This is a genomic window from Microcoleus sp. PH2017_34_RAT_O_A, assembly GCF_020737885.1.
Taxonomy (GTDB): domain Bacteria; phylum Cyanobacteriota; class Cyanobacteriia; order Cyanobacteriales; family Microcoleaceae; genus Microcoleus.
The window spans coordinates 1-4,790 of sequence record NZ_JAEQDD010000181.1 but is presented as its reverse complement, the minus strand read 5'-3'; the positions used below and the strand labels follow the sequence as shown (position 1 = coordinate 4,790).

5 protein-coding genes are annotated in these 4,790 nt (G+C 45.6%); all 5 read right to left on the bottom strand.

All coding sequences use genetic code 11. The features are described 5' to 3' along the window. Window positions 1-93 precede the first annotated feature (93 nt). The 5 genes from JGK11_RS32400 to mobV all read right to left on the bottom strand — a co-directional run bounded on the left by JGK11_RS32400 (window position 94) and on the right by mobV (window position 4,389). A complete protein-coding gene (locus JGK11_RS32400) occupies window positions 94-360 on the bottom strand; it encodes a hypothetical protein (protein WP_293214460.1) in 267 nt (88 codons plus the stop codon). Continuing rightward, window positions 344-526: a papain fold toxin domain-containing protein gene (locus tag JGK11_RS32395; RefSeq protein WP_293204109.1), complete on the bottom strand. Its 183-nt coding sequence runs from the start codon at window positions 524-526 to the stop codon at window positions 344-346. The genes JGK11_RS32400 and JGK11_RS32395 overlap by 17 nt, the downstream gene beginning before the upstream one ends. Window positions 527-562: 36 nt before the next feature. Further along, window positions 563-1,720 carry a ParB/RepB/Spo0J family partition protein gene (locus JGK11_RS32390; RefSeq protein ID WP_293214458.1) on the bottom strand — a complete coding sequence of 386 codons (1,158 nt, stop codon included), beginning with the start codon at window positions 1,718-1,720 and terminating at the stop codon, window positions 563-565. A 344-nt stretch (window positions 1,721-2,064) separates the two neighbouring features. Beyond that, a complete protein-coding gene (locus JGK11_RS32385; protein ID WP_293214456.1) occupies window positions 2,065-2,895 on the bottom strand; it encodes a ParA family protein in 831 nt (276 codons plus the stop codon). A gap of 336 nt (window positions 2,896-3,231) precedes the next feature. Continuing rightward, window positions 3,232-4,389, bottom strand: coding sequence for a MobV family relaxase (gene mobV / locus JGK11_RS32380; protein ID WP_293214454.1), 1,158 nt, complete (start codon window positions 4,387-4,389; stop codon window positions 3,232-3,234). Window positions 4,390-4,790 lie beyond the last annotated feature (401 nt).

Below are 4,790 nucleotides of genomic sequence, written 5' to 3'. Positions count from 1 at the left end.
CCAGATAAATCGTCTGCCCAATCTTCACAAATGGTTTGTGGAAATTTTCGCTAAACCCACATAGCTATTGGATCATTCTTTTTGTGGAGGCCTCTAATTGAAGGCTTCTCTATCATTGATGCAAAAAAGTTGAATGATGTTTGCCCAAGAGTTAACGGTTTTGACTTTTAATTTTTTCTGAATCCAAGGTTGAAAGTCTCGATAAAACTCCTGTTCTTCGGAAGTGATTGTAATGCCTAAATCTCGCCTTGCTATTTTGTAGCCATTTAAAAATATAAACAGGTGAGGCAGGGAAGTTTGCCCTAAATATTGGGTGGGTTGGTTTTTAATTTGTGCGAGAATCTCATAAAGTTGACTCATTTGATTGACCTTCGTTTTGGTTAAAAGTTGTACTATCAAATTCTGTAATGATGAATTCTCCACTAATGGATTGAAAGTCGTTTAGCCAATCTTCGCGGGTTATTCCTGTAACTGATAAATTATCGAAAACTAAGCCTTGAACTTCGATGCCATAATGCTGTGTCAAAAGCTAAGAATGCTGCTTGAGTTTAGCGGGAGTATGTCAATTGACAGAGTTTTGGGCGATCGCATTTTGCTTCAAAACAGCTTCAATTTCCGCTAACTTCTGACGCAAAACCTCCTGTAATTCCACAAGTTGCTCAACTTCAGACTCCTCTAATACCTGTGGTGACAGCTTCTTCAAATTCCCAGCAGCCAGTTTAACCTGCTTGAGTTGCCGAGCAGATGCTGGAAACTTAGCGAGATTAGAACTGATAATTTCCTTCACCAATTTACGAGTTTGAGCAGCCGACAATTTCTCGGCACAAACTTGGTTAGTTGCCTTAACTCGAATGGACTCCGCCTCTTCAGGTAAAATTCCCAAATTCTTAGCAGAGAGTTTAGAGAGAGCCATAGCGTGAACGCCTTTGAGTCCGCTCCGAATCGCCAGTTTAAGATCCGTCGCGATTGATAACATGGGAAAAATATTGGCATCAATTGAAGCCGGATTGAGTTGCAAATCCAGTAAACCTTCTAGTACAGTTCGCTCTTGTTCATCTAAGTCTAAAACTCCCAAACCTTGCTGTTGTTCTTCAGGCCTTGCCCTCACCAACTCAGAAACCAAATTCATGCGCTTTTGCACGTTCAGCCGTCGCACAACGGTTGAGAGAATGCGAGGGATATTTGCAGGATCTAAGTCCGAAGAAGCAGTTAACTCACGAACAATAGCCTCAGCTTTGTCCAGAGGGTTGAGGTCTTCTCTATGTAAAGAGGTAAGTAACGCTTTGCGATGCAGAGATGCTGGCTCTGGAATAATAACAGCTTCCAGAGCAGGCCAGCCCAAAGTTTTAGCACTACGCCAGCGTCGCTCTCCGTCGAAGATGACCAACTCTCCCCGCTGAATTAAAATGATCGGTTCTAACTGACCGTCGCTCGTGAGGGAGCGTGACATTGATTCGATACTAGAGGGCAAAAATGTCTGCCTAGGCTGTTCAGGATTCGGTAGAATTTGGTCGAGGGGAACGGAAAGAACGCCTCCAGCCGCTTGCAGTTGCTCTCGCAGAGCAGCTAGCTGGGCTTCAAGTTCGGCTGCACCAGACTTCCGCAGCTCTTCAACTTCGGTTCTTAATTTTTGGATCTCTTCCTCAGCCTCGGATAGCTGCATGGATTGCTTAGCTGCTGAAAAATAACTTGTCAAGTCGGGAGTTTTACGGGCTGCCATAGAGATTTAAGATTTTTGATTGGGAGTGAACAAAAGAAAGTTTTCTTTATTTATTTAGAGAAGCAATAAGTTTGCTTTAGTCAGGAGTTAGGAGTCAGGAGTTAGGAGTCAGGAGTTAGAACTCGGCAGTCAGAAGTCAGAAATTAGGAGTTAGGACTCGGCAGTCAGAAGTCAGAAATTAGGAGTCAGAAATTAGGAGTCAGAACTCAACAGTCAGAAGTAAAACGTTTGCATATCAAAGGTTTTAGTAATCATCAATGTCCGGCGCTGCCCAAACGGTTGCTATACCTTGGCGGTTTTTTCGGTCTTGGTTGGCTTGGGATATAGCCGGTGCGTAAGTTCTGCTACTTCTTCTTTTTAGTCTTTTGGCTGTCTGTTGAAGTAACTTTATTTGGCATCAAACTGGCTACGTGCTTAACAATTTCCTTAAAGTCGCCCAAGGCAGGATGAAGGGGGCGATAAATGTGTAAAGGCAATCCCTGCCCGCAGGCGTTGATAAATTCTGCACTGTCCCGAATCGCGGGGAAAGTGCGGATATTCATCTGCTCTAATTGAGCTGGCAAAGACTCTAAAAGTTGTCGGTGGGTGGCTCGTTTTGCATCGTATTGGTTAGGTACAAACCCGATAATTTCTGGCTGGGGCTTGAGGCGCAAGTGCTTGCAATGATGGTAGTACCATTCCAATAAGTGAGCCGCGCCCTGAATGGATTTTGGTTCTAACTGTACTGGCACTGCTATGTGAGTGGCGGCAGCTAGCGCCATTAGGGGCAAAGGGCCTAACGTGGCGGGGCAATCAAAGATTATCAGGTCGTGTTCTAGGGGATAGTCGCTCAGGCAATCGCTCAGAAGGTAAGCACCGCGTTTGTGCAAAACTAACTCATCTGCTGTTTGTGTCAGAGTCATTCCACCCTGGCAAACTGTTACATTATTCGTGTGGGAGGTCCAGCTAGGAGTGAGGGGCCAAGAGCCATTGAAGCCGTCTCGGAGCACGGCGGACAGCGTGTGTTCAGGTTCTGGTGGCATTAGCCCGCAAAAAAGCGTCTGCGAGCCTTGGGGATCTAGATCCATGAGGGCTACCTGGAAACCTTTCAAACCTAGTTCGTAGGCGAGGTGGACTGAAAGTGTGGTTTTGCCACTGCCTCCAGCATTGCTGATGACTGCTAGTCGAATTTGCATGGTGTTGAATGAAGTAAGTGGTTTAAAGATTGTAGAGCGATCTGGTAAGTCATATATCGATATATGAGAAAATTTGCGATAACCAGATTCAGATACTATTCAGATGTCGGTTTTAGCCGATCGACCTCAAGAGCTAATTAGAGACGAGATTGGGAAACACGGCTCGGCTTAAAAACCTAAAACTTGAGCTTGCCTAAATAGAAGGAACGATGCGTGTGAAACAGGTGTTGCCAGAGCGAAATTTCAACTAGGCATGGATCAGAATTCGGCGATCGTCTTGGGCTAGAGTTCGGCGATCGTCTTGGGTTAGAGTTCGGCGATCATCTTTGGTTCGGCTTAGAGTTCTAGGTTCGCATTTTTCTGCTTTGCAAGTCGATCGTACACTGTGGCTTGCAACAAATCCGAGAAGTCAGCCAACTGTTGCAACTCGGTCTTTGCAAGTTTTGCGATCGCTCGTGTAAAATCCGTGCGTGAGGCTTGTAAATTAAACCCGTGTTGATTTTTGATTTCTATGCAGCCGTTTTGAACTCGGAACTGCCATTCTGAGCCTATGACTTCGTTGGTTTTTAGATCCGCCTGCAACCAATTCGCCAGAACGAAGCAGCAGCCAGCTAACTGCGAGAGGAGAGAAACTTTTTCTTGCTCTGCAATCAATGCAGCTTTTTCAGAAACCAATTCTTGCTCTATTTGTTCCCTATATTTTTGAGCGAGGATGGCTTTCTCCCGTTCTAGTTCCTGTTGTGCTACGGCCCTTTGGCGTTCTGCAAGCATCTGGTTGATGGCGTCGGAACCGGGTTGTAGTAAGGCAATTGATTTAGACCTGTAATTGGTGGCAGTTTCTTCTGGTTCTGGTGAGGGAAGCCATAAGTTTAAATCTAATACAGTTTCTTGCGAGTTGACTGCGGTGTAATACTGCCGGATTTTTTGATGCCGTGCTGGCGAGAATTTGATGCCGCGTTCGATGCCTAAGTGGGCAAGGGCTGCGGCGTAGCTGTCTTGAAGTTTGCTCAAGCTACTTCTTGTCCCTCCAAACTCCGTACTCCTGTAGCTCAATTTTCCCTCATTGTTGATAGGCACCCAGAGACAGTGGATGTGAGGGGTGGCTTCATCGAGGTGTAGGGCAGTTTGAAGGATGTTGCTCCCTACGTGTTCTTCCAGCCAGTTAGTTGAAGCTTCTGTCCACAGAACCAATTGCTTTTGCTGCCAGTACCCGTAGTTTTCCGGGCAAGAGGGTCTGAAGTAGCTGGGGGAAGCCCCCAGGAGGATGTCTCCGGCAATTACTGCATCTTTTCGGACTTTCTGAGAGCCAATTTTTGACCGTGCTAGTTCCACGACTGCTTCGGGCGATGTTTGGCCTTGCAAGATTTCAACAGTCTTGTTTTCGTCAGCATTTGGTACGACAGTGGTTCGGCTATTATGTCTGGCCGCTGTTCTCAAACATTCGATCGATTTAAGTTTTCCAACTCTCAAAACGGCCTGTGGTGTATGAAACATGGCGGTGTCCTCGCCTCCCAAGTTTGGCTTTTGACTTATGCTTTTGACAATCTCTGGTTAAAGGATGCCTTCAAGGTCGATCGTTTTTATGGTGGTATCCTGACCTCCCAAGTTTTGCTTTTGACAATCTCTGCTTAAAGGATGCCTTTAAGGTCGATCATTTTTTGGGTGTTGCTAAATCATTGTAGGTGGCGCAAACTCGAACCAGAGAAGTTCTTAAAGTCGATCGTAACAAGCATCATAGTCGCTCCTGACTTAAAGCCACAAAAATAATTGCGATCGCCAACAGCAAGCCGAACACGCTTAGGGAGCACCACAGAATGATTGATCCTATAATGACCCAAAGATAATTTCAGTGTGCAGCGTATCTTATGTCTCTAAAATCTATCATGAAACTGACC